The following is a 25,789-nucleotide window of genomic DNA, read 5'->3' as shown; positions in this document are numbered from 1 at the left end:
AGTACACTATGGCGAAACTGCATGATTACTACAAAGAGACTCTAGTTAAAGAACTTGCTGAAAAGTTCGAATACCAGAGTATCATGCAAGTCCCAAGGATCGAAAAAATCACACTTAACATGGGTGTGGGCGAAGCGATCAACGACAAGAAGCTTCTAGAGAATGCTGCTGCTGACATGACTGCTATTGCAGGTCAGAAGCCGCTAATCACTGTAGCTCGTAAGTCTGTTGCTGGCTTTAAGATCCGTGAGGGCTACCCTATTGGCTGTAAAGTAACCCTACGTGGCGAACGCATGTGGGATTTCTTCGAGCGTCTAATTTCAATTGCTGTACCTCGTATTCGCGATTTCCGTGGTCTAAACCCGAAATCATTCGATGGTCGTGGTAACTACAGCATGGGCGTTCGTGAGCAGATCATCTTCCCAGAAATCGATTACGATAAAGTAGATCGTGTACGTGGTCTTGATATCACTATCACTACATCTGCGAAATCTGACGAAGAAGCTCACGCTCTACTATCTGCTTTTAACTTCCCATTCCGTAAGTAAAAGTAAGGGTTACAAATGGCTAAAGAATCAATGAAGGCACGCGAAGCTAAACGTGCCAAGCTTGTAGTAAAGTTCGCTGAAAAGCGTGCAGCACTAAAAGCTCTAATTAGTGACGTGAATGCGTCTGAAGAAGATCGCTGGAATGCAGTGCTTAAACTTCAGTCACTACCACGTGATTCTGCGAAGTCTCGTCAGCGTAATCGCTGTAACCAGACTGGACGTCCACACGGCTACCTACGTAAGTTCGGTCTATGCCGTATCAAGGTTCGTGAAGCTTGCATGAAAGGCGAGATTCCGGGTCTACGTAAGGCTAGCTGGTAATTAGTTGCCAAATTAGAATCACGGAGTATTGACTTATGAGCATGCAAGATCCGATTTCGGATATGCTGACCCGTCTTCGTAACGGTCAGGCAGCGAAAAAAGTTGCTGTTAAAATGCCATCTTCTAAGATGAAAGTTGCTATCGCAGCTCTTCTAAAAGAAGAAGGTTTCGTGGCTGACTACACTGTTATCGGTGAAGTTAAGCCTGAGCTAGAAGTTACTCTTAAGTACTTCGAAGCGAACCCAGTTATCGAGCAAATCCAACGTGTATCACGTCCTGGTCTGCGCATCTACAAGAAAAAAGATGCTCTACCATCAGTGATGGGTGGCCTTGGTATTGCTGTTGTATCCACTTCCAAGGGTCTTATGACCGACCGCGCTGCTCGCAAAGCGGGTCTTGGCGGTGAGATTATCTGCTACGTAGCATAATAGGAGTAGGAAATGTCTCGTGTTGCAAAAGCACCTGTAGTTATTCCTGCCGGCGTAGAAGTTAAACTTAACGGTCAGGAAATCACTGTTAAAGGTGGTAAAGGCGAACTAGTTCGCGTTATCAACGAAGCAGTTGTATTGTCCCAGGAAGAAAACACCATCACTTTCGGTCCTCGTGAAGGATTCGAAAAAGCTTGGGCACAGGCAGGTACTGCTCGTGCACTAGTTAACAACATGGTTGTTGGTGTTACTGAAGGCTTTACTAAGAAGCTTACTCTGAAAGGTGTTGGTTACCGTGCGAACGTTGCTGGTTCGACTGTTAACCTAACCCTAGGCTTCTCGCACCCAGTTGCGCATGAACTACCAGCCGGTATTAAAGCAGAGTGTCCATCTCAAACTGAAATCGTACTAACTGGTACTGATAAGCAGGTGATTGGTCAAGTTGCGGCTGATATTCGCGCTTACCGTAGCCCTGAACCTTATAAAGGTAAAGGTGTTCGTTACGCCGACGAAGTCGTGCGTACTAAAGAAGCTAAGAAGAAGTAAGGTAACACTATGGATAAGAAAGCATCTCGTATCCGTCGTGCGACCCGAGCACGTCGTAAGATTGCTGAACTGGGCGCAACTCGCCTAGTTGTACACCGTACTCCACGTCACGTGTACGCTCAGGTAATCGCACCAAATGGCTCTGAGGTTATCGCTGCCGCTTCTACCGTAGAAAAAGCGATTCGCGAGCAGGTTAAGAGTACTGGTAACAAAGACGCTGCTGCAGCTGTAGGTAAAGCTATTGCTGAGCGCGCGATTGAAAAAGGCATCTCTAACGTTGCATTCGATCGTTCTGGTTTCCAATACCACGGCCGTGTAGCTGCACTAGCAGAAGCTGCTCGTGAAGCTGGTCTGAAATTCTAAGGTAGGCGGAAGATGGCTAACGAAAAAACTCAATCAGATTTGAATGAAAAGCTGATCGCTGTTAACCGTGTATCTAAGACGGTTAAAGGTGGACGCATTTTCAGCTTTACTGCACTAACTGTAGTTGGTGACGGTAACGGTCGCATCGGTTTTGGTTACGGTAAGGCACGTGAAGTACCTGCTGCAATCCAGAAAGCGATGGAAAAAGCACGCCGTAACATGGTTACAGTAGCGCTTAACGACGGTACGCTACACCACGCTGTTAAAGGTCGCCACACTGGTTCTAAAGTGTACATGCAGCCTGCATCAGAAGGTACTGGTATCATCGCCGGCGGTGCAATGCGTGCAGTGCTAGAGGTTGCGGGTGTTCGCAACGTACTAGCTAAAGCATACGGCTCAACAAACCCAATCAACATCGTTCGCGCGACAATTGATGGTTTGAGCGGCATGAACTCTCCAGAGATGATCGCTGCTAAGCGTGGTCTTTCTGTTAAAGAAATTCTGGAGTAATCGACATGGCTAAGACTATTAAAGTAACACAGACAAAGAGCTCTATCGGTCGTTTGCCGAAGCATAAAGCTACTTTGCGTGGCTTGGGCCTTCGTCGCATCAACCACACTGTTGAACTTGAAGATACTGCTTGCGTACGCGGCATGATCAACAAAGTTTACTACATGGTTAAAGTTGAGGAGTAATCAGAATGCGTTTGAATACTCTATCACCGGCTGCGGGTTCTAAGCCTTCTGCGAAGCGCGTAGGCCGTGGTATCGGTTCAGGTCTGGGTAAAACTTGTGGCCGTGGTCACAAAGGTCAGAAATCACGTTCAGGTGGTTCTGTACGTCCAGGCTTCGAAGGCGGTCAGATGCCTTTGAAACAGCGTCTACCAAAATTCGGTTTTACTTCTCGCAAGAGCTTGGTAACTGCTGAAGTTCGTCTAGCTGAGCTAGCGAAAGTTGAAGGTGACGTAGTAAGCCTAGAAACTCTAAAGGCTGCGAATGTTATCACTAAGAACATCGAGTTCGCGAAAGTTGTACTTTCTGGTGAAATCGCTCGTGCCGTTACAGTTAAAGGTCTACGCGTGACTAAAGGCGCTAAAGCTGCTATCGAAGCTGCAGGCGGTAAAATCGAGGAATAATTAACTCGAGGATGAGGTACAGATGGCTAAACAACCAGGACAAGATTTTCGTAGTGCACAAGGTGGCCTAGCAGAGCTTAAGACTCGCCTGCTATTCGTATTAGGTGCTATCTTAATTTTCCGAGCAGGCTCTTTTGTGCCTATTCCTGGTATTGACGCTGCTGTACTTGCCGATCTGTTCGAACAGCAAAAGGGCACCGTCATTGAACTGTTTAACATGTTCTCTGGTGGTGCACTTGAGCGTGCTTCCATCCTGGCGCTGGGCATCATGCCGTATATTTCGGCATCGATTATTGTCCAGCTGCTTACGGTAGTTCACCCGGCTCTGGCCGAGTTGAAGAAGGAAGGGGAGTCTGGCCGTCGTAAGATTAGCCAGTACACCCGTTACGGCACGCTTGTTTTGGCAACCTTCCAAGCAATTGGTATTGCAACGGGGTTACCAAGTATGATCCCAGGCCTGGTACATAATCCGGGTCTAGGATTTTACTTTGTCGCGGTAGTGAGTTTGGTTACCGGTACCATGTTCCTGATGTGGTTGGGTGAGCAGGTTACCGAGCGCGGCATTGGTAACGGTATTTCGGTAATTATCTTTACCGGTATCGTTGCAGGTTTGCCACCAGCTATTGGACAGACAGTGGAGCAAGCGCGTCAAGGTGAATTGCACGTACTTCTTTTACTGTTAATTGCAGTACTTTCTTTCGCTGTGATTTATTTCGTAGTGTTCATGGAGCGTGGTCAGCGTCGTATCGTCGTTAACTATGCCAAGCGTCAGCAAGGCCGTCGGGTTTTTGCTGCCCAGAGCACTCACCTGCCGTTGAAAATCAACATGGCAGGGGTTATTCCAGCGATTTTCGCATCAAGTATTATTCTGTTCCCGGGCACGCTGGCTCAGTGGTTCGGTCAGAATGAGAACCTAGGCTGGTTAAGTGATATTTCACTGGCGCTAAGCCCAGGTCAGCCACTTTATGTGATGCTTTATGCTGCTGCGATTATTTTCTTCTGTTTCTTCTATACCGCGTTGGTGTTTAACCCTCGCGAGACAGCTGACAACCTGAAGAAGTCTGGTGCGTTCGTACCTGGTATTCGCCCGGGTGAACAGACCGCGAAATATATAGATAAAGTAATGACCCGTCTGACATTGGCAGGCGCGCTCTATATTACCTTTATCTGTCTGATCCCCGAGTTTATGATGATTGCATGGAATGTCCGCTTCTATTTCGGCGGTACATCACTACTAATCGTAGTTGTAGTTATTATGGACTTCATGGCTCAAGTTCAGACACATTTGATGTCTCAACAATATGAGTCTGTTTTGAAAAAGGCTAATCTTAAAGGCAACGGCCGTTAAGACTGGTTATCCATTTACGGAGTTTAGCAATGAAAGTTCGTGCTTCCGTTAAGAAAATCTGCCGTAACTGTAAAGTTATCAAGCGCAACGGTGTTGTGCGTGTAATTTGCAGTGAGCCAAAGCACAAACAGCGCCAAGGCTAATTAGCAGAAATATTTCTTGCAAATTGAAGGTAGGTTGGCTAAATTAGCCAACCAATCTTTTGTGTGTGCAAAAGAATTGTTCCACCGCTGCGTATCCTAAACGGGCTCTGCAGCGGTTATTCTTGAAAAGTACTAGGAGTGAATAGTGGCCCGTATTGCAGGCATTAACATTCCTGATCAGAAACATTCTGTAATCGCTCTAACAGCGATCTACGGCATCGGTAAAACTCGCTCACAGGCTATCCTAGCTGAAGCGGGTATTGCTGAAGATGTTAAGATCAGTGAACTGACTGAAGAGCAGATCGATCTACTGCGTGATGGTGTAGCTAAGTACACTGTAGAAGGTGATCTACGTCGTGAAGTATCCATGAACATCAAGCGTCTAATGGACCTTGGCTGTTACCGTGGTCTTCGTCATCGTCGCAGTCTACCACTACGTGGACAGCGTACTAAAACCAACGCACGTACCCGTAAGGGTCCGCGCAAGCCGATCAAAAAGTAATCGGATAAGGTAGAGTACAATGGCAAAACAACCAACTCGCGCTCGTAAGCGCGTACGCAAGCAAGTAGCTGATGGCGTTGCGCACATCCATGCTTCTTTCAACAACACAATCGTAACCATTACTGACCGTCAGGGTAACGCTCTTTCTTGGGCTACTGCAGGTGGTTCTGGTTTCCGTGGTTCTCGTAAATCTACTCCGTTCGCTGCACAGGTTGCTGCTGAGCGTTGTGGTGAAATGGCCAAAGAATATGGCGTTAAGAACCTGGAAGTTATGGTTAAGGGCCCAGGTCCTGGTCGTGAGTCAACTATCCGCGCTCTAAACGCTGCGGGTTTCCGTATCACTAACATTGTTGATGCGACTCCGATCCCTCATAACGGTTGTCGTCCACCTAAGAAACGTCGCGTATAACGTTTCTAGGAAAACTGGAGAAAGAACATGGCAAGATATTTGGGTCCTAAGCTGAAGCTTAGCCGTCGCGAAGGCACTGACTTATTCCTTAAGTCTGGTGTACGCGCGATTGATACCAAGTGTAAAATTGATAACGCGCCGGGCATGCACGGTGCGCGTCGCGGTCGTCTATCTGACTACGGCGTTCAGCTTCGTGAGAAGCAGAAAGTTCGTCGTACATATGGCGTACTAGAAAAACAATTCCGTAACTACTACAAAGAAGCTGCTCGCATCAAGGGCAACACAGGTGAAAACCTGCTTCAGCTTCTTGAAGGTCGTCTAGATAACGTAGTTTACCGCATGGGTTTTGGTGCTACTCGCGCTGAAGCACGTCAGCTGGTAAGCCACAAAGCGATCCTAGTAAACGGTCAAGTCGTAAACGTTCCTTCTTTCAAGGTAGCGGCTAACGACGTTGTTAGCATTCGTGAGAAAGCTAAGAACCAAGCACGCATTAAGGCAGCTCTTGAAGTTGCTACTCAGCGTGAACTACCGACTTGGGTCGAAGTAGACAACAGCAAGATGGAAGGTACGTTCAAGCGTCTTCCAGAACGTTCTGATTTGTCTGCCGACATCAACGAACACCTGATCGTCGAGCTTTACTCTAAGTAAGGCTATAGTTAAGAGAGGACACAATGCAGGGTTCTGTAACAGAATTTCTTAAGCCGCGTCTTGTTGATATTGAACAAGTTAATACGACGCACGCAAAAGTAACTCTTGAGCCACTAGAGCGTGGTTTCGGCCACACGCTAGGTAACGCTCTACGTCGTATTCTACTGTCTTCAATGCCGGGTTGTGCCGTTACTGAAGTTGAGATCGACGGTGTGTTACACGAGTACAGCACCAAAGAAGGAGTACAGGAAGATGTTCTTGAGATCCTTCTAAACCTTAAAGGTCTAGCCGTTAAGGTTGAGGGTAAAGACGAAGTTATCCTTACTCTGAACAAATCTGGTGCAGGCCCTGTTGTTGCAGGTGACATCACCCACGACGGTGATGTTGAGATTGCGAACCCAGAACACGTAATCTGCCACCTAACTGATGACAATGCTGATATCAGCATGCGCATCAAGGTAGAACGTGGTCGTGGCTATGTACCAGCGTCTGCTCGTATTCACACTGAAGAAGATGAGCGCCCAATTGGTCGTCTGCTAGTTGATGCAACTTTCAGCCCAGTTGACCGTATCGCATACGCAGTAGAGGCAGCACGTGTTGAACAACGTACTGACCTAGACAAGCTTGTTATCGATATGGAGACTAACGGTACGCTTGATCCTGAGGAAGCTATCCGTCGCGCAGCAACAATTCTTGCTGAGCAACTGGATGCATTCGTAGATCTACGTGATGTACGAGTTCCTGAAGAGAAAGAAGAGAAGCCGGAGTTCGATCCGATCCTACTGCGTCCTGTAGACGATCTTGAACTAACTGTTCGCTCTGCTAACTGTCTGAAAGCAGAAGCGATCCACTACATCGGTGATCTTGTTCAGCGCACTGAGGTTGAGCTACTTAAAACGCCAAACCTTGGTAAGAAGTCTTTGACTGAAATCAAAGACGTGCTGGCTTCACGTGGTCTGTCTCTGGGTATGCGCCTGGAAAACTGGCCGCCGGCATCAATCGCTGAAGATTAATAGTTACTGATATCTAGTTAGAAGGATTAGGTCATGCGCCATCGTAAGAGTGGTCGTCAACTCAACCGCAACAGCAGCCATCGCAAAGCGATGTTCAGCAACATGGCTGGCTCTCTGGTACGTCACGAGCTTATCAAGACTACCCTGCCTAAGGCAAAAGAGCTGCGTCGCGTAATTGAGCCATTGATTACCCTAGCAAAGACTGACAGTGTTGCTAACCGTCGTCTTGCATTCGCACGTACTCGTGATAACGAAGTTGTTGCGAAACTATTTAACGAATTAGGTCCACGTTTTGCTCAACGTCCGGGCGGTTACACTCGCATCATGAAGTGCGGTTTCCGTTCAGGCGATAAAGCCCCTATGGCTTACATCGAGCTAGTAGATCGTCCTGAAGCTCAGGAAGAAGCTGCTGCTGAATAAGCACTAGCACGTTAAATAAAAAAGAGGCCGAGTCTTTGACTCGGCTTTTTTTTTGCATGACTTTCGGGATAGCAGCGAGGGTTATGTATGGTTTATTTGTTTGTAGACAGTTCCGGCTTTGGTGGCGTTGAAAGTCACATTCAGCAGTTGGCGCGACTTATTCGCCGCCAAGGTTTTGATGTTGAAGTTGTTTTTTTTCGTCGTTACTCTGCCCATCCCCTGTATGCGCTACTTGCCGAGTCGCAGATCCCATTTCGTTTTATCTCGGACTCTACCTGTTCTGCCTTTTTCAGGCGATTAAGTGCAGGGGATGTTGTGCATGCCCATGGCTATAAAGCCGCGCTTATTGCAAGGCTGTATCGAGCCTTATCTTCATATCAGTTGGTTGTCAGCTTTCATGCTGGCGAGGCCCTGTCGGGCAAGCTGGCTTTGTATGAAGGATTAAATCGTGCGACAAGTTTCCTTTCGCGCAATATTGCCGTGAGTCAGCGGATCCAGTCACGTATTCCGTTTCACTGCGAATTGCTCCGCAATTTCATTTTTGACCTGCCACCAATGACTCAGCGACAACGACATACCCAGTTGCAGGTTGGCTTTGTCGGCCGCTTGAGCTTTGAGAAAGGTATTGATCGCTTTGTTCACTTGAGCAGGCAACTGCCAGCTTGTCAGTTTCATGTCTTTGGCGACGGTGAGCTTAGATCAATAGTGGAGGGGGCGGGGGAGATTAACTGGCACGGTGCAGTGAAATCCATGGATAGCTACTGGAGGCAGCTCGACTTGCTGGTTATTAGCTCGCGTGCTGAAGGCTTGCCTATGGCGGCACTTGAGGCGATGGCTCATGGGGTGCCGGTTGTTGCGACAAACGTGGGGGAGCTAGCGTCCTTGTTGCCATCAAGAAGTCTGGTTGTCGAACCACAATGGGAGCAGCTAACGGTATTGATCGATGATCTTGATCTGACCGGGGATGTTGGGTGGCTACAACTTTCCCAGTATTCACAGCACCGTATCGCAACCCATTTTGCTGCTGAAACTCGCTGGCCACAGTTGGCCGAAATATACCAACTAGGTTAATTTGTTCGCTCTTGTCCATCACAGAGTATGGTTAGCACGCTGCAGTCATCGGCAGGATTTTGAGGAGTGCTTTGCCACAGGTAAGCATGCCGTTGTAGAGTATTAATCGCCTGAAAGTTATTGAGCTGCTCTTGGCACCATTTTCCCTCGAACAATCCATCGCTATAGAAATGCAGGCTATCGTTCGCTGATAGTTGTACTTTTGTACCGACTACGTCAATGGTTTCGAAGAGCCCTAACAGCCCCATACCGCCCTCGATTTCCTGAGCTGTACTACCCAACAGCACAGGATTTGGCATGCCGGCATTATAAATTGTCACGGTACTGTCTTTGTTGATATGGATAACCAGCAGACATATCAGGCTGGTTGCCTCGTTGGCGTGATAGAGGTAGCGGTTGAGTGACGTAAATAGTTGTTTGGGTGAGGTATTATTGTGATACAACAACCCGCCGATAAAGCCGAAACATACCGAGCCATTGATTTTTGCGGCAAGTCCGTGACCCATCTGATCGCCTAGCACGAGTAACTGTGAGCTGTCTTCTAACTGGCGTTGCATGACAAAGTCACCACCGACTTGCGGTTGTTGGTCGATGAGTAATTGCAAAGGGGAAGGGATCGCCTGAACATCGCTATGGTTGTTGTTGGCTGTGATTTGTTGTTTCAGCTTGGCCTCGAAGCTGGCTGATAAATTTCGGTGTCGTTCGATAACCCTGCCCAGAACGCTGAGCAAGTGTGGCTTGGTGATGGGTTTTGTCAGGAAGTCATCAATGCCCGACTGTGCGGCAGCACTGCGTGTGTTGTCTTTTGTATCGCCGGAGAGAAAAACGAAAGGCAGCATTTGATGACGTTCGAATGCGGCCACCTTATTTCGAAAGTCAAAGCCGTTGATATTTGGCATGTGAAGATCAGCCAGTACCAGATCGCAGTGGTTCTTGGCCAGCCAGACCAGTGCTTCGCTTGCCTGGCTAAACAGCGCCAGCTGATAATCCGGCTCAAGGAAGCTGGCCAATAGAGCTAACTGGCTGCTGCTATCATCCACAATCAGAATTTGTTTACGTGTAGTTTGCCTTGGTAGCCGGAAACGGATCCGGTTATGGGTGGGGGTGATCTGATAGTCAAAATCCGGAAATGTTGCGCGGATCAATGCCAGCCCCATTCCGTTTTCCACTTCACAACTTGGCAATTCAGCGCTCTGTAGTTGCTCTTCGAGCTCTAGCCATGCAGAACCGTTGTCTTCAATGGCGAGGTAGTGATGGTGACCTGAGCGTTCATAGCTGATCGAAATGCGGTTTGCTGGCTCGGCTTGGTGATCAAGCAGGTTAGTGCAATACTCACTGCACACCAGCTTGAGGTTTTGAGTCCGCTCGGGGCCGAGAGCCATAACATAGGCTTTGTCTGCCAGTACTTTTCGTATCGACTTTAGATTGTCATAGCTAAGCGTGAACTGACGTTGAAACAGAAGTTGGCTCATTTAGTGATATTTCCCTGGCTTATTGATACTTACCGAGTAACAGAGGGTTATGCTGCAGGTAGTGGATCAGTCTGCGCTTGATTGTTTCGGGTATCCAGCGTGCTTTACCGTGAAGTACCCGGATGATTTCCTGTGACAGGGAAGGGTTGCTCTTGTCGTTAATCAATGTTCCGAGCAGACGGACGCCTCCCTGTTCCAGTTTTGTCATACTGGTCAAGAGCTCACTCTCTGTCGTTTGCGCAGCCGCCAGACAGAGAATCGATGCATCGCTGATATGGCTGATGGCTGTTATCGGTAAGTTTTGCCAGTTGGCAGTGCTGATGGTGCCGATATCGCAGATGATATAGTGATAGTTTTTCTTCCAGCGCTCCAGTGCGGCGGCGAGCATTTGCGGTTGGCGAAGATCAAGAATGGTCCGGTGAACGCTGGGCTGGGGCAAAAGATCAAGCTGTTGATCAAGATGGATTATCACATCTGACTCGCCGGTACCGTCGCTTTGCCATGGGCCGGAAGGGTAACCCTGCCCGGATCCCGACAGATCAAGGTCGATCAACAGTACGCTGTGCTGGTCTTCGGCGCATCGTCTGGCCAGCCACATTGATTGGGTTGATGTGCCGCAGCCCGGACTTGCTCCAGCCAGGGTGATCACCCGCGCGTCAAGTTGATGAATTTTGTGAAAGAGTTGATCGTACTCTGCACTTAACCAGGGCTTCATAGTGCGGCTCCCAAGGCAATAAGGGTGAATAGTCCTAATACATCCCGCAGCCCCTGTCGCCATTGCTCCCCGATAGAGTCACTTTCATTGGGCACATAAACGGTATCGCCGGGACGAAGCAGGGGGAGAGGGTAACGGGCCGGATCGATGACATAGTCACGCAGGTTAAAGGTTTGGGCCTGATCGCCACAGCATGACGTATTCACAATCATGATCCGTTCGATATAGGCTTCATCTGACGGGCCACCGGCTTCGGCCAGCAGATCAAGAATGTTCATCTGGTTGTTGAAGGTATAACGTCCGGGCTTGTTGACCGAACCCATCAGGCGTACCACCCGTTCAGCCGGTTTATCGAGCCAGTTTCCCTGCTCCTTGGGTACATAGATAACATCGCCGGGAACGACAACGGGTAGCAGGCTTTCGTCACCCGTTTCAAAATAAAGGGAAAGATTTAGCTTGGTCACCTGGGCCTGGCTTTTATCGCGGTGGCTGATCCGGATCTGCCGCAGGTCGGCATCGCCGTTTGGTCCGTCGGCAGCGGAAAGGATGTCGAGAAATCCCAGCTCCCGATTGAAGGCATAGCGTCCCGGTGCGCCGACCTGACCAAAGACATAGATGGAGTCATCGGCTGACTGGCGGATCCAGCTGGCTTTATTATCGGTCGGGTCATGGGGAAGCTCGTCGATGACGATGGTATCACCGGCATCTAGCAGTGGTAAGGCGGCGAAATTGCCCCCTTCATTGATGAAATTCTCCAGGTCAAAGTAGATGACATTTTCGGGAGTGTTCTGTTGTTCCTTGATGAGCCTGATGTTGCTGATATTTGCCTGCTGCTTGGGCCCGCCAGCCATAGCAAGGATATCGAGAAACGTCATAGTATCGTTCCATTTGAAGCGTCCGGGGGCGTTGACGGCGCCGATCACCTTGACTGCACGTTCGTCGGCAGCCTTCTCCAACTGTGGGATATAAATGACATCGCCAGGGGCTACATCGGGAATGAGCGATTCATTGCCGGTTTCGAAGTAATTCGAGAGGTTAAAGCGGGTTACCTCGGTACCCTTGCCGCTGCGGTGGCTGATCAGGACTTCCTGGATATCCGCTTCGCCGGTTGGTCCGTCTGCTGCCGAAAGAATATCGAGAAATCCCTGTTCGTTATTGAAGGCGTAACGACCCGGGGCGCCGACCTGGCCAAAAATATAGATGGAGTCTCTGGCTGACTGGCGTAGCCAGCTGGATTTATTGTCGGTTGGATCATGGGGGAGTTCATCCACAATCACGGTATCACCTGCCCTCAACTGCGGGAGTTTACCTTTCGGCTGGCCGGCCTTGGTAAATTCGACAAAGTCAAAAAAGGTCACTCTGGGTTCGTTTTTTGCGGCGGATTCGCGGATGATCCGGATATTGCTCAGGTTAGCCTGTTGTTTTGGTCCGCCGGCATGGGCCAGCAGATCCATGAAGCTCATGGAGTTACTCCACTCAAAACGGCCCGGGTTGTAGATGGCCCCGATGATTTTGATAGCACGGTCATTGGTGACTTTCAGCCACGACTTTTCGTTGAAGTCGATTTTCTCGGGCACGAAGATAACATCGCCGGGCTCGATCGGGGGGAGCGTACTTTGGCTAGGGTCTTGAGTATATTCGACCAGGTTGATGCTGAGTGGGGCGTTCACATTGCTGAGCAACTTGATGTGCGTCGTATCGGCAAACCGGGTGGGGCCGCCAGCATTGGCCAGTACATCAATAAAGCCTGTTCCGGGAGAGCTCTCGTAGGCGCCGGGGGCTTTGACCTCACCCATGACGTAGACAGTCCGTGATGTCGTATTGATATCTTCAACTTCAATTGGTGCAAAAATCGTGGTGCCGGGTTTGATTGGCGGCAGGTTGCTGGCATCACCGGTATCAAGATAGGCCTTGAGATCAAACTGGTATGGGATATTGTCGGTAATGACCCGTATCTTGGTGACATCGGCGTAACGGGTGACACCATCAGCCCGCATGAGCGCATCGACGACTGTCATATCCGGCTTGAAGCTAAATGTACCGGGGTTACGCAGTTCACCAAAAATCGTGATCCCTTGTTCTTCGTCGGCATCCCCGCCTTCCCTTAGGGAAGCAGCATCAAAGTTCACCTCGATGTTACCCAATAAAGGAGAGGCCGGAACAAAGATAGTATCGCCGCTCTTGATGGCTGGTAGCTGACCGGGATCACCAGAATCAAGGTATTGCTTATAGTTGAAGACTTGTGTCTTGCTGTTTCGGATTAACTTGAACTGGTCCAGCTGGGCCCCGGGCCTTGCTCCGCCAGCTTCGGCGACGGCCATTTGTATATTGCTACCGGGTTTGAGCGAGACCATACCCGGCTGCTCGACATAGCCGAGAACCTGTATACGGATCAGATGCTCCATGATGCTCAGTTCAAGTTCGTCTAAATTTCGGTAGATGGTACTGAGCCGTTTACGGATCCTTTGCTCTGCTTCGTCGATGCTGAGACCGGCAACGGTGATAAGGCCTGCTTCGGGTAGCCTGAGCTGCCCTTGGTCATCAATGGTAAAAGGATCGTCAAATGCACTCTCGCCGGGGAGCTGCAGGTACACCCGGTCACCGGGGGTCAGGGTTGTCCCCCAGGCCGGAGCAATAATGAGCAGCAGTACCAACAGCAAGGCTCGACTCATAGCGACTCCCTGACTGCATGCCAGTCTTGCAGTGAGTAGACCCGATGAATGGAACGGGTGTGGTGTTCGACAAGGACTTTGGCATCTACTTTGCGGTTGCTGAGCCGTTGGGTCCGAGAGCGGGGATCTTCGACAGATAGCTCTTCGCCTGCGCTAAAGGTCGTTATCTGATTGGCGTCGACACCCTGTTCTATTAGGTATCTGCGTACGGCATCGGCTCGTTTCATGCCTAATTGGTTGTTACTTTCCCGGGTGCCGATGGTGTCGGTATGACCGGTTAGCTGGAGGTGCCAGTGGTTCTGGCGTTTTAGAATTGATGCTGCACGCCTGAGTGCCTGCTGGTAGTCGGGCAGTAGCTTGGCTCGATTAAAGGCAAACTGGTTGTCGATACGCATTAGCAGCAGGAATCTATCTCTGAGCTCTATTTCTGAATAGCGGGGATCCAGGCACAGGGTGTGGTATTCCAGCCAGTCCATCTGACGCTGGATCTTGCCAAATTGCGTCTGGTATTCCAGTAGCGTGATATCGGCATCATCGCTAAATCCGGCTTTGGCTTCCTGGCGAGCCTTGCTGTATAAGTTTTCCAGCTGCTGGTACTGGCCGGGAAGGCAGAGCTTGGCTCCCCGAGTAGCCAGCAGTTGCAGCTCGAAGTCATGATGCTCGAGCTCAAGCCATTGATCCTTATCCGGCGGTGTGTACGGGTTTTCACCCGATGTGGGCCAGGTTGTACAGCCGCTGATCGCTAAGATCATCAGCAGGATCGGCAGTTTATCCATATCGTCACAACTCCGCTGAGGTGATCATCGGGATCACCTTGTCTATCCGTAACATTTGCATCAGCTGGCGTGGCTGGCCATTGACATTAAGCAGGCGTAATTTTTTATCTCTGCTTTTCAATCGTTTGTATAAGAAAACAATGGCACCTATTCCGCAGGAGTCAATAAATTGTACCTGTGTCAGGTCAAGTATCAGCTCACTTTCCTCGGTTTGGCTGAGTGACTCAAACTCTGGCTCCATTTGTCTGGCAATATGGGCATCAAACTCATCGTGAATTGGCAGGGTAACGACAGAACCTGTTATAGCTTGCATACTAACCTCTTGTCTGAAATTGACTTTTGCTTACGGGTAAGTAATACAAGTGATATGCCAACTATTGTCCGCGTTTGGATACCATGATGTAGAGTGTTTTAAAAATGATGTAGAAATCCATTCTAAGCCATTGAAGCGGTGAGCCTAATGCTACGGCGTACGCGTGATCCCAGGCTATTTTGTTTTTTACATCATCCAGACAGCTGTCATAGCCCTGGTTGACTTGTGCCAGACCGGTAATGCCGGGACGAAGGCCAGCGGTCCGCTCGAGATAAAAAGGCAATGCATTTTGCAAATCGCCACACATTTCGGGACGCTCTGGTCGTGGGCCGATTAACGACATATCTCCCCTTAACACATTGATAAACTGAGGTAGTTCGTCAAGCCTGGTCGCCCTGAGAAAGCGCCCAACACGTGTGATGCGCGGATCATTCTGGGTAGCCCAGACAGCACCAGACTGATTCTCAGCATTCTGGCTCATGGTTCGGAACTTGATGACGTTAAAGAGCTCTGCCTTGTCCTCGGTGATCCGACCGACCCTGAGCTGATGGTAGAAGGCAGGTCCTGGCGAGTCGAGTTTGATAAGAATTGCCAGCAATGGCCATAGGGGAAGGGTAAGCAACATGCCTACCAGGCTGAGGATAATATCACTGCTGCGTTTGAGGGCCTGGGTTGATTGTGTCTGATAGTTTGCGATAGGAGGCAGGTGGCGCCACCCTTGTCGAAACTGGCCGCCGAGATACCGGAGCATACCGAGCAGGGAGGAGAAGTAGCCGCCAATAAAGTAATGCAGCTTGTCGGTTAGACGGCTGTGGATACCCAACAAAGGCAGCAGTGCCAGTAGATAGGCAACACTCTGTAAAGCGACTAATCCCTGGGCAACCCCGACTCCTTGCCATGCCATGATGATGCTAAGAGCAAAATAGAACAGCAGAATAAAAGGCATAACGGTACGAAGTCCCTTGCCCGATGCAAATAGCCAGTTGGTCTTGTAGTGACGGAACTGGAACAGGAACCGGCAGCGTATTAGCTGCTGAAGGTTGCCGGCTCCAATACGCTGGCGGCGTTTGTGGTTATGTTGTTCGTCGGTGGGGGTGAGCTCGACGCTGTTGATGCTTTGGTTAAACACGACATTGTAGCCTTGTTTGATCACTGTCATCGGCAACATGAAGTCATCGTTGATGGTATCTTCCGGCAGTGGGGTAAATAGCTTGGCGCGCATGATATAAAAAGCGCCATTTCCTCCCATCACATTACCAAGGTGGGATTCGGCATGGCGGATGTTGTTCTGCCATTGCCAGTATTGCTCTTCGCCCAGTGTGGCCTCGGCCAGTAGGTAGCAGCACGTAATTGCCCCGGTTTGCGGGTTGCGGAAGTTTGCCGCGGCTTGTTTCAAGGCATCGATGGAGATCAGGGCAGAGACATCGCTGAGGGCAATAAGCTCGGAGGTATCTTTCGCTTGCGCCATTAGCTGATTTATCCGAGCCAGCTTACCGCGGTTGGTTTCATCCTCTATGACGTGAAGCGCAATGCCCGCGGCGCTAAACTTATTTTTCCAGCAATCAATGATCCTGGCGGTTTGATCGGTACAGCCATCGCAGCAAATCCAGACGGAGAGCTGCTCAGCCGGATAGTCCAGCATCAGCAGGTTAGCCAGCTTGGCTTCAATGCATTGCTCCTCGTTGTGCGCCGGCATGACCAGAGCAATAGAAGGAAAGTATTGGTCATGCTCTTCGACCTGCTCCTCATTTGCTGAGTTGGAACGTGTTTCATGTTCACTGGCACTGCGATTTCGGCCAAGCCAGATCATCATACTGGTGTAGATCATATGGTGATAAACAATAAGCAGGCTAAGAAAGATGAGTAACATCCATTCGAGTGTCATTGTTATTCCCCCCCTAGTTTGAATGAGCTAATGCTTCGTAAGTGGCCGTCATTATCCGGACGTCAGCCTGATTACGAATGTATTGGGCATTACTTTCACGATAGGTTTCAGCTGCGCCTAACCCTTTTGTTAGTGCTCTGGCCAGATCTTGTGGCTCATCGGGGTTGATAAGCAGGCCGCTGTGCGGGCAAAGTAGGTCCGGAATCCCCCCGACAGCTGTTGCGACGACGCTTTTGCCGCAGGCCTGGGCTTCAAGCAATGCCAGAGGCAGCCCTTCCTGGCGGGAGGGCATACAGAAAATATCAATCGCCCGGTAATAATTTCGCATGTTGGCGCAATGCCCAAGCCAGTGAACTCGGTGGGAAACTCCAAGCTGTTCGGCTTTTTTAACTAGCGAGGATTGCTCAGGTCCACTGCCTGCGATGGCTAGTCGATGGTTGTCCGGAAGGAAAGTGAGTGCCTCGAGCATGGTATCGATTCCCTTCTCCGGCACTAACCGGCCGGCACAACCAATAATGATCTGATTGGCGGGAAGTTGGAGAACCTGCCTGGCGAGTAGCTGGTTACCGGGCGTAAAGTGTTCGGTGTCTATGCCGTTGACGATGACCTGGCTGGTGGTGATCCCATATTGTTTCAGTTGTTCGGCAACCCGGGGGGCATCGGCGATTAAATGAATATTGGCCCCTTTTAATAGCCAGCGGGTGATGAGTCGCTGTTTGGTGTCGTGCAAGTGCCAGCTGTCATGCTCGGTCTGGATGTGATTAAGGGATAGGCCAATAGTGGCGAGACGGGTATAGAGTAATGGGCCAAGATGGTGGGAGTGTACGGTGGTCACCTTGAGCTGCTTGATGAGCTGTCGCAATGAAATCACCGTATTGAGATCCCTGCCCTTGGGTTTGCCGAGAAAGAAAAGGCGAGATGCGAACGGTTGCAATTCAGGCCAGGCTGCAATGGCCGAGTGCTTCTCTCCTTCTAGCGAGACAACGTAGACATCATGACTGGGAGAGGAAAAGCGCAGTAGATTGAGAACGAGTCTCTCGATACCGCCTGGACACAGGTGCTGGACAATTTGTAGTGTGACATGCTTCATGATGAACTCCCTGGAAAGTTGGGGATCCTGGCGAGTACCGGTACTCGGGTTAGCCGATTGATTTGGGTTGTCTGGTATAACCGGGTATCTAGTAGCTGTACGGCACAGGCAAGGGACAGGCCGAGTCCGAGTCCAGCGACAATGCCGAGAAGAAAATTAAGCCACCATGGCCAGTTCAGCGGGCGGTGGGGTTGGATTGGGCGATCGATGATCTGCAGTTTGTCGGGTTCCTCAAAACGGCCGAGGTGGCCTGTAACCTTGGCCATTTCATAACGCTCCAGAAGCTGGTTATAGATCCTGGATTTGACGTCATAGTTACGCTGCAGGATCTTTAGCTGCTTTTCCAATGTAGCGAACTCGGCCCTTTTGCTCTGTATCTGGGTAGCCTGTGCCTGAAGCAGCTTCAGCTCACCATCCAATGTCTGGATCTGGCTTTCCGCCTGCTGAAGTTTTTCGAACTGGCTGAGCAGTATTGGTTGGTTATTGTTATCGCGGCTTTGGGTATGGTTTGCCACGCGCTGCCAGAGTTGACTGACTTCCTGGGCGCTGAGGGATTGCTGCTCGTCAACCAGTCGGGAACGTTCTTGCTTCAGGCGACCAAGCTTGCGCAGTACCGCTTTGACCGCTGAGTGGCGGTCGGTATAGCTTGCTCGCAGCATTGCCAGCTCGGCCTCGGCTTTGACGATTTCCTCTTCCAGCATCCCGACAACCGGATTGGTGCTGGCCAGGCGCTGGAAGAAATTATCACGCTGGGTCTTGGCGTGCAGCAGGGCTAGTTCTGTTTCCTGAATGAGTGAATTAAGGCGGGCATCGTTTTGTACCTTCATTCCCTGTAGCTGGGGAAGGTTATCGGCATGCTCGGCTTTGAACAAAGCCAGTTCGCTTTCGGCCAGCTCGAGATCTTGCTGGGTCGATTCAAGCTGCTTGTGGAGAAAGACTTCAGAACCGTCGACGGAGGCCCGTCCCGGAGCGCGGAGCTTGTCGAGAAAAATATCGGAGACTTTGTTCAAAATCACCGGCATTTCACTCGGGGTTGGCCAGTTTAGCCCAAGCTGAACCAAATCATTGCCGACTAGGGTAACACTCAGGCTCTGACTTAGGTTGCTGATGACGACTTCTCTTTGCGTTTTGTCTGTGACGGGGGCCAGCTCAAGCTCGGTAGTAACCCGTTCCAATACCGAGTGGCTGTGCAGCAAAACCCGTAATGCCTTTATACGCTGTTTCAGGTTCATTGAAATGGAGAGGTCTTCGAGAAACGGATTGAGCATTGCCGCTTCCTGAACCAGGATTGTGGTTTGGGCATAGTAGCGCTTGGCCTTGAGGAAACTGCCTGCTGTCATCAGTAACGGCATGATAAGTACCGGCAGCAGGATCAGATACCTGTGAACCCACATGGCATGGATTAGCGGATAGAGCTTGGCAAATAACTTGTGCCGCATGGCTATTGTCTCATCAAGATCAGCGTATCAGCTGTCTGTTTGGGGGCGTATTTCAGCAATAACGGGATTTCTCGATCGTCGGAAATCTGGCTGACAGCCTGAATACGTTTTTGTCCCTGGACGAGCGCTTTGAAAGGATCCTCCATTGCCGCCGGTGCAACCAAAGCCGTCAACTGGTGATAGGGGTGGTTGTCGAGAAAGTTGGTTATCTTTCTGCTCTGCTCAGCGGTCAGGGAGGTTTGTTCCGGGCTGAAATAGAGGGTGAGCTCCTGAGGGGTATGAACCGTACTGGCACACCCCCATAAAATGAGGCTGCTGCATAGACAAAGGATCCTTTTCATCTGACTACCTTCTCTGTTAACGGGTATATAGAAGTAGTAGCAAAAAAGGTGCCCAGAGTTAGAAAAATTATGACGGGGAGTCTGTTTTTTCGGACATTAGTTTTGAATTTATCAATTCGATAACGGCATTGGCGCGGTTCTCCCAGCTTTCATGGGCGATTCGTACAGAGGCCTGCTCGGCATAAGCTTGTCGTTCACTGTGGCTCAACTGGCAATAGCTATCAATTGCTTGTAGCCACTCATTCGGGCTGGTGGCAGTTGTTACCAATGGCTGATAGGGGTGAACAGCAGGAAAATTAGCGCTGATCACCGGGCAGCCAGCCGCCAGGTATTCCCTTAGCTTTAGTGGGTTACAGGCTCGGATCTGATCGTTATCGATGAAGGGTAAAATTGCTGCAGTCCAGTGCTGAAGATAACCCGCCAGCTGGTGGTGGGGCTTAGCAGGCAGGAAGTGGATATTTGGAATATGGCTGAGTGCGGTGATATCCGTATTTACCGGCCCAACCAGGTAGAAGTTGATACCGGGCCGGGCGGTGGCCAGGTGGACTAATAGTTTTTGATCGAGCCAGTTATTGATGCTGCCATAGAAGCCGATATTGGGTTGGTTCGTGCTGATATCGGCAGGACAAGACGCAGGTTTTGCAAATTGCGATGAGGCGACGCCATGAGGAAGCAACCAGGTTTTACTAGCTGGAAATTTGTTTTGTAAGGCCGGACTGCAGGCCAGAATAATGTCGGCTCGGTGAATGAGCCGCTTTTCCATTTCAGTGACGTAATGGTGATCAACATCGGCAAGGGATGAAAAGTCATCACCGCAGTAATAGATCACAAGATCACTGTCGCAGATATCCAGGTAATCCACAGCGGTGGGTAGCGCCGCCCAGATGATGCGGCGTTTTTGTTTGCGGTAAAGCTGCATATTCAGCAATGCATTATTGATTTTTTTGATGAGAGGCGCTTGTGCAACAGGCCACACCAGAGGCTTGATGATTGTGGCCGGGGCATGGCCGGGAATACACTTTTTAGTGCTACCTGTTTTAACCTGTGAGCGATGGCCAAGCGTTGCGTACAATTTTTCTCTTACCCTGTTAATGTCTCGCCAGTTCAGTTTGGGTTGGCGTAGCCCGATGGAATTAATCCAAGTCACCTCATAGCGACCCATTAGCTCAGTCAAGATATGTTGGCTACTTGAAGGATGCCGTCCCCAGTCTTCGCCGAATACAATAAATTCCATTTTAATACTCCAAGTTTTTGATCACTTTCGCCGGATTGCCTCCTGCCAGCACGCCAGGTGGGATATTTTTGGTCACTACGCTGCCTGCAGCGATGACGCTACCTTCACCAATGGTGACACCGGCCATAACCATGACACCGGTGCCAAGCCATACATCACGGCATAGATGAATATTGCCGATTTGCTGGTCGGTATCTGGTTGGCCGATAGCGCGGGCGTGAGGTTCCATGGGGTGGCCGGGGAAACCGGCTAAAAAGACCTTTCCGGCAAGGCGGACGTTGTCATCAAGCTGAATTTTGGTACCGACGGCCAGGGTGTTCTGCCAGCCTATATCGACATTATTACCGATGATCAATTGCGGTAATTGTGCCCCCCATACTCTGCCGCAATATGTTGATACCCCAGAGAGACGACATTGTTCCCCGAGACTGATATTGAGCTGGCCGAGTATTTGTGGCATGCCGCAATCGAGCTGAAGGCTTTTAGGGCGATGAGCAAGCTGGGAAATAAAGAGCGGGGTAAAATAGCATTTTTGCAATATGCAATGAATCATGTTCTTTGTTGCAAGGTGCAGATGATAGAGCAGTGAATGCAGCAGGGGAATGCAGGGCAGGTAGCTTCCCCTGACTCTCTGTAGCAGTTGTTTGATAGAGATTATTTGGGCTGGGCTGAGGTATTGTTTAATTAAGGCTCGCATGTTTATCCTCCGGTATCAGTGTTAGCCGATCAAGCGCCAGAATCAGGCCAATGAGAATATAAAGGGGCCAGTTTGTGCCTTGGGTTAAAAAGGTCCCACTGACACAGAATGACACCATGCCAAGCCATAGCCCCTGGGCCAGCGGCTTCATTTCATGGTTGTTCAATCTTTTCAGTAGCCGGTAGCTCACTTTGAGGGCTCCGATAAGCATAAGCAGAAACAGTACCAACCCGGCAAACCCGGTTTCTGCGATGATTTGCATCCAGGTACTGTGGACTGCGTGGTTTTTTCCGTCCCAGTGTGGCGAGTAGAAATAATAGTTATATAAGAAGTTATCGAGTCCGACGCCGGTGAACGGGTTGGCGACAGCCATGTTGAAGGCTGCCTGCCAGGCGTATATACGGCCCATCGCGGATTCGTCAATACCGTCTTCAGCCGCTCCGCCGGAGGAGCGATCACTGATCCCGGCCAGTGCGATCAGTGCGAGTAGGCCGATACTGCTGAAGATGACCGGTGCGATAACGGAGCGGCTTTTCAATAATGCTAGTGCAAATATCCCGCTTGCGATTCCTAACAGCCCGCCCCGGCTTTGGGTTGCCAATATACTCATCAATAGGACAATTAGCGTGATGATGGTAAGGCCTCGTTGCCATTTGTTGCCATGAAAGCTATAGGCAAGGGCAAATGAAACGGGAAACAAAAGCACCAGGGCCAGGTCATTAGGGTCGCCCAGAACAGAGCCAATGTCTCGTCCAATCGTGACCCGGGTGCCTTCGACAAGCCCAATACCATTGGCTTTGTTGTACAGAGCCAGCCCGCCGATGCAAAGTCCGCTCAGTATCAGAAAGAATGGAATTTTCTGTAGCTGTGTAAGTCGGGTTGGTAGCCAGCTAATCGCAAATACCATGATAAAAATCTTGATGAAGTTGCCATTGAAATTGGCAAACGCCTCGGCGCGATTTGTTGCAGCGATGCAGGAAACGAGTACCCAGGCGGTGAATATCACCAGTTGGGTATGCAGGCTTTGCCAAGTGATGGTTTCTCGTTTGAGCCATAATTGCCAACCGAGTCCGGCCAGGCTGGCAAGGGCCAGTAATTGCGGGATACGAAGAGGCTCCAGAATAGGGAAAGCTTCATGGATCCGAAAGTAGGAAAAGATGATGAAGCCCACGCAGACGATGAAGGCCTGACTAATAATGAAAGGCAAAGCAAATAAGACGCCAATCAGCAACACCAGGTTGCCTTGCTGAAACCAGACAATATAGATCATCATGGTGCTACACAATGCGAGAAGTAGTTGCTTGCGTCGGCTCATACGCGTCTAGGCTCTGGCAAGGTGAGAATATCGTGTGAGCGCCGCACCATGCTCAAAGTGCCTCAATGTTTTTCGACAACAGGGTTGCCTGATGTGAGATGGTGAAGAGGGTCATTACTCGGTTGAAAGCGTAGGCACGCTGTAAATTCAGGTCGCTATCGCTACGCTTTAGGTGAGACTCCATGACAATGGCAAGAGCATGAGAGTCACCTGCCGGGAATAGCTGCCCGCTTTCACTATCTAGGATCTCAATATGAATGGGGAGATCACTTGCTATTATGGGGAGCCCCAAAGCCATCGCTTCCTTGATAGTGAAAGCGGGCGTATCAGCATTACGATATGTGCTTGCCGTAGAGAGCATGATAAGCGCCTTATAATTGCTGGCATGCTGGTGGTACCAATTCGGCGTCATATTTTTAATACATGAGATCTGATGATTGAGAGCTAAATTGCCGAGCTGTTTCTTAAAAGGCGAGAGCAGAGAGGGCTTTCCAACGATATCGATACTGATCTCAGAGGAGAACTGCTCTAGTGCCACAATTAGAGTCCTCAGCTCTTTTGCATCAGCGGTTTGACAGACTAAGAGAAAATCCTTGTGAGGCCGCCAGGCCCGTACTAGAGAGCTGTAGTTGTCCTCGTGCACACCGAATGGAATATGATAGATGGGTTGCTCAGTTGCAAGTTGCAGTTCGTTCTGCATTTGTTTCGTTATTGCACAGATAAAATCAGCCGCTTGCAGGCTGTAGCTCAGGCTCTTGGCGTCGCTGCCCACCACTGAAATGGGAATCTTGAGTATTTTTGCCGCAACAATCGCTGTTGCGGCATGATGACTGGATAAGTGAGTATGCAGGTGTTCGCAGCCATCTCGCTCTGCTAAATAGGCGAGCTGTAGTCCCTTCCGTAGTAAAGGCAGATACCCCATGGCTTGTTGCTTTAAAATAAAGGAGTGGCAGCGATAGGCTTTCCATATCTTGAACAGTGAATAGATAGGAGCGTCTGAAAGCGAGATGCAATTAAACCCTAGGTAAGCATCAATGGGGTGGAATAGCATCTTGTCATCGAAAGCATAGGGTTTGACTTGATGGCCAAGACTCATCATGGCTCGGATTTCAATACCGATAAAGGACTCTGACAATGCCGGAGAGTCGGGAATAACGTAGCCAATCTTTTTCATTCTGCCCCCAGTCTATACGCAGCAGCTTGTCGTTCTATTCTTGAGTATCAATATTGATGCCAAGATTGATACTCAAGTTGATTGGCTTGGGCCTTGCATAGAGTCAGCAGAATAGAGGATTGCAATGCTGCGGGGGATGGATTTGAAGAAGGCAATTAAGCTCAGTGTCGTAATCGTGAATAATAATAGTCTTTCTACCTTGCCAAGAGCGATTGATAGTATTCGGGGGCAGGGCTGCAATGTAGAAATTATTATTGTTGATGACGGTTCGGTCGATGGTTCTCGTGAGTGGTTAGCGTTGCAAACGGATATAAAAGCGATATTTACTCATCGGGTTGGCGTGTCGAAGGCCAGAAATATAGCCATTCAGCATTGTAGCTGTGACATGATAGCGTTTCTTGAGCCTAGTGATTATTGGCTGCCTGGAAAGTTAACCCGTCAGTTAAATCTGCATGCACTCTACCCGGCACTGAGATTAAGCTTTACTGATTACATGCATATATCTAAGTCAGGAAAAGAAATTATTACCTGTTTTAACTTTTGGCCTAGGTTTAAAAGAATTATCGGCCAGCGCTATCCTCTTATTGTCTTCAAGAATTTCACCCCACTGATATTTACTGAGAATATGATTGGTACAAGTACGGTTGTGGTTAAAAAGTCGGCTTTGGTTGAAGCCGGTGGGTTTGATCCGACGTTATCGTTCGCTTCAGACTGGGAGTTGTGGCTTAAAGTTGCTCAGCAAGGAGAGGTAGGTGTGTTGAACCTACCGCTTTGCCACTATACCCATGAAGTAGATGACTACGCGAACCAGGAGTCGAAAGAGCGACTAGGTGCGATGAAGTATATTTTAAAAAAGCATGCCAGTACTGTTAAAGCTCGCCCTTTTACTTTGATTAGGGGTTACCTCCGCTTGATCACGTGTAGAGCGGAATATAATCGGGAGAGACATGCCTATGTTTTATCGATACTTCATGAACTATTTGCGTTTTGCTTTCAACCTCAGTGGTGTCGTGTAAGAGCGGTTGGGGGGGATATATTGAGAATATTGTCTCTAAAACAAGCAAAGACACATTAATTGGCGATATGTTGCTCGAACGTGTATTTTTTTTATATTTAGGCTTGCTAACTTTAAACAAGTCTCTATAATGCGCCTCACCGACACGGAGAGCGGCTTCTTAAAGTAAGAAAGCAGGCAACGAGTTGGTGTGGTGAGAGCCTTAAAAAATAAAGTTTCAAAAAGTGTTTGACACTTTACGCTGAATCTTTAGAATGGCGCACCTCCTCAGAGCGAAAGTGAATGAGGAATTGTTCTTTAACAATTTGACCATGCAATCTGTGTGGGCACTCGTGAAATGATTAGTCAAACCTTTTGTCTTCACTTNCGTTCTTTAACAATTTGACCATGCAATCTGTGTGGGCACTCGTGAAATGATTAGTCAAACCTTTTGTCTTCACTTTTTAAAAGTGAAAGCAAATTTGGCATCAATGAAACTGAGTGACCAATACGAAATAGCTTCGGCTATATCGGCACAGTCAATTCTTAGTTAGAAATAACTAATAACAGTATTCATTGAGCTATCAAAAACTTTAAATTGAAGAGTTTGATCATGGCTCAGATTGAACGCTGGCGGCAGGCCTAACACATGCAAGTCGAGCGGCAGCGACATAAACAATCCTTCGGGTGCGTTTGTGGGCGGCGAGCGGCGGACGGGTGAGTAATGCCTGGGAAACTGCCCTAGTGTGGGGGATAACCATTGGAAACGATGGCTAA

General features: G+C 49.4%; 30 protein-coding genes and 1 rRNA gene. 18 read left to right on the top strand and 13 right to left on the bottom strand.

Features of this window, described 5'->3' with window-relative positions; all coding sequences use genetic code 11:
- Positions 1-8 precede the first annotated feature (8 nt).
- The 16 genes from rplE to BIT28_RS06895 all read left to right on the top strand — a co-directional run bounded on the left by rplE (position 9) and on the right by BIT28_RS06895 (position 8,895).
- Positions 9-548 carry a 50S ribosomal protein L5 gene (gene rplE, locus BIT28_RS06970; protein ID WP_075762916.1) on the top strand — a complete coding sequence of 180 codons (540 nt, stop codon included), beginning with the start codon at positions 9-11 and terminating at the stop codon, positions 546-548.
- Positions 549-563: 15 nt separating this feature from the next.
- On the top strand, positions 564-869 hold the full coding sequence (gene rpsN / locus BIT28_RS06965; protein WP_075762915.1) for a 30S ribosomal protein S14: 306 nt from the start codon (positions 564-566) through the stop codon (positions 867-869).
- A gap of 35 nt (positions 870-904) precedes the next feature.
- Positions 905-1,297 (top strand): 30S ribosomal protein S8, encoded by a 393-nt coding sequence (gene rpsH, locus BIT28_RS06960; RefSeq protein ID WP_075762914.1) that lies wholly within the window; start codon positions 905-907, stop codon positions 1,295-1,297.
- A 12-nt stretch (positions 1,298-1,309) separates the two neighbouring features.
- Positions 1,310-1,843 (top strand): 50S ribosomal protein L6, encoded by a 534-nt coding sequence (gene rplF / locus BIT28_RS06955; protein ID WP_075762913.1) that lies wholly within the window; start codon positions 1,310-1,312, stop codon positions 1,841-1,843.
- Between the two features lie 9 nt (positions 1,844-1,852).
- Positions 1,853-2,206 carry a 50S ribosomal protein L18 gene (gene rplR, locus BIT28_RS06950; RefSeq protein WP_068330631.1) on the top strand — a complete coding sequence of 118 codons (354 nt, stop codon included), beginning with the start codon at positions 1,853-1,855 and terminating at the stop codon, positions 2,204-2,206.
- A gap of 12 nt (positions 2,207-2,218) precedes the next feature.
- On the top strand, positions 2,219-2,716 hold the full coding sequence (gene rpsE, locus BIT28_RS06945) for a 30S ribosomal protein S5 (RefSeq protein ID WP_075762912.1): 498 nt from the start codon (positions 2,219-2,221) through the stop codon (positions 2,714-2,716).
- Between the two features lie 5 nt (positions 2,717-2,721).
- Complete coding sequence (gene rpmD, locus BIT28_RS06940) at positions 2,722-2,901, top strand: 50S ribosomal protein L30 (RefSeq protein WP_005302823.1); 180 nt, start codon at positions 2,722-2,724, stop codon at positions 2,899-2,901.
- A gap of 5 nt (positions 2,902-2,906) precedes the next feature.
- A complete protein-coding gene (gene rplO, locus BIT28_RS06935; RefSeq protein ID WP_075762911.1) occupies positions 2,907-3,341 on the top strand; it encodes a 50S ribosomal protein L15 in 435 nt (144 codons plus the stop codon).
- Between the two features lie 22 nt (positions 3,342-3,363).
- A complete protein-coding gene (gene secY / locus BIT28_RS06930) occupies positions 3,364-4,689 on the top strand; it encodes a preprotein translocase subunit SecY (RefSeq protein WP_075762910.1) in 1,326 nt (441 codons plus the stop codon).
- A gap of 29 nt (positions 4,690-4,718) precedes the next feature.
- Positions 4,719-4,832 (top strand): 50S ribosomal protein L36, encoded by a 114-nt coding sequence (rpmJ, locus tag BIT28_RS06925; protein ID WP_000868186.1) that lies wholly within the window; start codon positions 4,719-4,721, stop codon positions 4,830-4,832.
- A gap of 145 nt (positions 4,833-4,977) precedes the next feature.
- Positions 4,978-5,334, top strand: a complete 357-nt coding sequence (gene rpsM / locus BIT28_RS06920) for a 30S ribosomal protein S13 (protein WP_075762909.1) — start codon at positions 4,978-4,980, stop codon at positions 5,332-5,334.
- Positions 5,335-5,353: 19 nt separating this feature from the next.
- Entirely contained in the window at positions 5,354-5,743 is a 390-nt protein-coding gene (rpsK, locus tag BIT28_RS06915; RefSeq protein ID WP_005370963.1) for a 30S ribosomal protein S11, read from the top strand.
- Positions 5,744-5,770: 27 nt separating this feature from the next.
- Entirely contained in the window at positions 5,771-6,391 is a 621-nt protein-coding gene (rpsD, locus tag BIT28_RS06910; protein ID WP_075762908.1) for a 30S ribosomal protein S4, read from the top strand.
- A 23-nt stretch (positions 6,392-6,414) separates the two neighbouring features.
- Positions 6,415-7,404 (top strand): DNA-directed RNA polymerase subunit alpha, encoded by a 990-nt coding sequence (locus tag BIT28_RS06905; protein ID WP_075762907.1) that lies wholly within the window; start codon positions 6,415-6,417, stop codon positions 7,402-7,404.
- A gap of 33 nt (positions 7,405-7,437) precedes the next feature.
- On the top strand, positions 7,438-7,824 hold the full coding sequence (rplQ, locus tag BIT28_RS06900) for a 50S ribosomal protein L17 (protein ID WP_075762906.1): 387 nt from the start codon (positions 7,438-7,440) through the stop codon (positions 7,822-7,824).
- Positions 7,825-7,911: 87 nt separating this feature from the next.
- The gene (locus BIT28_RS06895) at positions 7,912-8,895 is read left to right on the top strand and encodes a glycosyltransferase family 4 protein (protein WP_075762905.1); all 984 of its coding nucleotides are present in this window, start codon (positions 7,912-7,914) and stop codon (positions 8,893-8,895) included.
- Here the strand turns inward: BIT28_RS06895 and BIT28_RS06890 are convergent.
- The 13 genes from BIT28_RS06890 to BIT28_RS06830 all read right to left on the bottom strand — a co-directional run bounded on the left by BIT28_RS06890 (position 8,892) and on the right by BIT28_RS06830 (position 24,018).
- Positions 8,892-10,367: a fused response regulator/phosphatase gene (locus BIT28_RS06890; protein WP_075762904.1), complete on the bottom strand. Its 1,476-nt coding sequence runs from the start codon at positions 10,365-10,367 to the stop codon at positions 8,892-8,894. The two genes, BIT28_RS06895 and BIT28_RS06890, sit on opposite strands and share 4 nt — an antisense overlap.
- A gap of 19 nt (positions 10,368-10,386) precedes the next feature.
- Positions 10,387-11,082: a P-loop NTPase family protein gene (locus BIT28_RS06885; protein ID WP_075762903.1), complete on the bottom strand. Its 696-nt coding sequence runs from the start codon at positions 11,080-11,082 to the stop codon at positions 10,387-10,389.
- On the bottom strand, positions 11,079-13,754 hold the full coding sequence (locus BIT28_RS06880) for an SLBB domain-containing protein (protein WP_075762902.1): 2,676 nt from the start codon (positions 13,752-13,754) through the stop codon (positions 11,079-11,081). Before BIT28_RS06880 ends, BIT28_RS06885 begins: the two co-directional genes overlap by 4 nt.
- Positions 13,751-14,530, bottom strand: a complete 780-nt coding sequence (locus BIT28_RS06875) for an OmpA family protein (RefSeq protein WP_075762901.1) — start codon at positions 14,528-14,530, stop codon at positions 13,751-13,753. Before BIT28_RS06875 ends, BIT28_RS06880 begins: the two co-directional genes overlap by 4 nt.
- Positions 14,531-14,534: 4 nt before the next feature.
- Complete coding sequence (locus tag BIT28_RS06870; RefSeq protein ID WP_075762900.1) at positions 14,535-14,843, bottom strand: STAS domain-containing protein; 309 nt, start codon at positions 14,841-14,843, stop codon at positions 14,535-14,537.
- A gap of 61 nt (positions 14,844-14,904) precedes the next feature.
- Positions 14,905-16,728 carry a sugar transferase gene (locus BIT28_RS06865; protein WP_075762899.1) on the bottom strand — a complete coding sequence of 608 codons (1,824 nt, stop codon included), beginning with the start codon at positions 16,726-16,728 and terminating at the stop codon, positions 14,905-14,907.
- Positions 16,729-16,741: 13 nt separating this feature from the next.
- Positions 16,742-17,818, bottom strand: a complete 1,077-nt coding sequence (locus tag BIT28_RS06860; protein WP_075762898.1) for a glycosyltransferase — start codon at positions 17,816-17,818, stop codon at positions 16,742-16,744.
- Positions 17,815-19,257, bottom strand: a complete 1,443-nt coding sequence (locus BIT28_RS06855; protein WP_075762897.1) for a Wzz/FepE/Etk N-terminal domain-containing protein — start codon at positions 19,255-19,257, stop codon at positions 17,815-17,817. Before BIT28_RS06855 ends, BIT28_RS06860 begins: the two co-directional genes overlap by 4 nt.
- Before the next feature lie 2 nt (positions 19,258-19,259).
- Positions 19,260-19,598 carry a hypothetical protein gene (locus tag BIT28_RS06850; RefSeq protein ID WP_075762896.1) on the bottom strand — a complete coding sequence of 113 codons (339 nt, stop codon included), beginning with the start codon at positions 19,596-19,598 and terminating at the stop codon, positions 19,260-19,262.
- A 67-nt stretch (positions 19,599-19,665) separates the two neighbouring features.
- Complete coding sequence (locus BIT28_RS06845) at positions 19,666-20,832, bottom strand: glycosyltransferase family protein (RefSeq protein WP_075762895.1); 1,167 nt, start codon at positions 20,830-20,832, stop codon at positions 19,666-19,668.
- Between the two features lies 1 nt (position 20,833).
- Complete coding sequence (locus BIT28_RS06840) at positions 20,834-21,529, bottom strand: acyltransferase (protein ID WP_075762894.1); 696 nt, start codon at positions 21,527-21,529, stop codon at positions 20,834-20,836.
- Positions 21,513-22,844 (bottom strand): O-antigen ligase family protein, encoded by a 1,332-nt coding sequence (locus BIT28_RS06835; RefSeq protein WP_075762893.1) that lies wholly within the window; start codon positions 22,842-22,844, stop codon positions 21,513-21,515. The genes BIT28_RS06840 and BIT28_RS06835 overlap by 17 nt, the downstream gene beginning before the upstream one ends.
- 52 nt (positions 22,845-22,896) lie before the next feature.
- A complete protein-coding gene (locus BIT28_RS06830; RefSeq protein ID WP_075762892.1) occupies positions 22,897-24,018 on the bottom strand; it encodes a glycosyltransferase in 1,122 nt (373 codons plus the stop codon).
- 142 nt (positions 24,019-24,160) lie between these two features.
- Here BIT28_RS06830 and BIT28_RS06825 point away from each other — a divergent pair, with 142 nt between their 5' ends.
- Entirely contained in the window at positions 24,161-25,093 is a 933-nt protein-coding gene (locus tag BIT28_RS06825; RefSeq protein WP_175577498.1) for a glycosyltransferase, read from the top strand.
- A gap of 514 nt (positions 25,094-25,607) precedes the next feature.
- Positions 25,608-25,789: ribosomal RNA gene (locus BIT28_RS06820) — 16S ribosomal RNA — on the top strand; the annotation flags it as partial.

It is taken from the genome of Photobacterium proteolyticum (assembly GCF_001939735.1).
Classification (GTDB): Bacteria; Pseudomonadota; Gammaproteobacteria; order Enterobacterales; family Vibrionaceae; genus Photobacterium; species Photobacterium proteolyticum.
This window is presented reverse-complemented; position numbering and strand designations above follow the sequence as displayed.